Source organism: Streptomyces sp. UNOC14_S4 (assembly GCF_020740835.1).
Classification (GTDB): Bacteria; Actinomycetota; Actinomycetes; order Streptomycetales; family Streptomycetaceae; genus Streptomyces.
In genome coordinates this window covers 1-1,091 of record NZ_JAINFC010000959.1, presented here as the reverse complement: position 1 = coordinate 1,091, position 1,091 = coordinate 1, and the positions used below count along the sequence as shown (strand labels likewise).

Annotated in this window: 1 protein-coding gene; it reads right to left on the bottom strand. The window is 69.6% G+C overall.

Translation table 11 applies throughout. The features are described 5' to 3' along the window. Positions 1 to 991: GTP-binding protein (locus K6I34_RS37310; RefSeq protein ID WP_229332447.1), on the bottom strand; the 991-nt coding region annotated here is incomplete at its 3' end. Positions 992 to 1,091 lie beyond the last annotated feature (100 nt).

The window sequence follows — 1,091 nt, the reverse complement described above, 5'->3', positions numbered from 1 at the left end:
GGGCCCCCGTATCGACACCCCGCCCGATCAGCACGAGCTGCGTGACCCGTTCCTCGCCCCGCTCCCACGGCCCGCCGTAGAAGCGGAGGAAGTCGCCCACCGCGTGGACCGCGTAGCGCGTCTGGTGGTGGCCCTCCGCCCCGAAGCGGACGAAGCCCTTGACGCGGTAGAGCCCCTCGGGCCTGTTGTCGAGGAAGTCCATGAGCAGCCGGGGGTCCATCGGCGTCTCGGAGGTGAAGGAGACGGTGTCGTAGGCGGCGTGCAGATGCCCGTGGTGGTGGCAGCCCTCCCCGCAGGAGTGGGCGTCATGGCCATGGCCGTCCTCCGCCGCCTCGCGCACAAGGTCCTCGAAGGACAGCTGTCGTATCGTCCCCGGCGGTTCCTCCTCCCGCGGCCTGCGGTCGAAGAGGAGCTCCGGGTCGACACGCCCGTACGTGGCCTCCAGCGCAGGGGTGCCGGGGGCGAGGCGCGCGAGCTCGGCGAGGAGGGCCTCGCGCTCCGCCTCCCCCACACGGTCCGCCTTGTTGAGCACGACGAGGTCGGCGATGGCGATGTGACGGTCGAGCTCGGGGTGCGTGGCGCGGGTCCGCTCGAACTCGGCCGCGTCCACGACCTCGGCCAGCCCGCCGTAGACGATGTCCTCGTTGTCACTGGCGAGGATCATGCGGATGAGTTCCTGCGGCTCGGCCAGGCCGCTGGCCTCGATGACGATGACGTCGATCCGGGCGGACGGCCGGGACAGCTTCTCCAGGTAGACGTCGAGCTCGCTGGTGTCGACGGCGCAGCACAGGCAGCCGTTGCCGAGGGAGACCATCGAGTCGCCGACCTGCCCAGCGACCGTCATCGCGTCGATCTCGATGCTGCCGAAGTCGTTGACGACCACGCCGATCCGGGTGCCGCCGCTGTTGGTCAGCAGATGGTTGAGCAGCGTGGTCTTGCCCGAGCCCAGGAAGCCTGCCAGCACGATGACCGGAATCTGTCGCTTCGCCAAGAGAAGGTCCCTTTCGTCCTGGATTTCGTCGCGGGCTCCGCTCCAGCATAGGAGTGCTGACATGAACACCCCGCTGGACGGCAGGGGCCGAGGCCCCTGC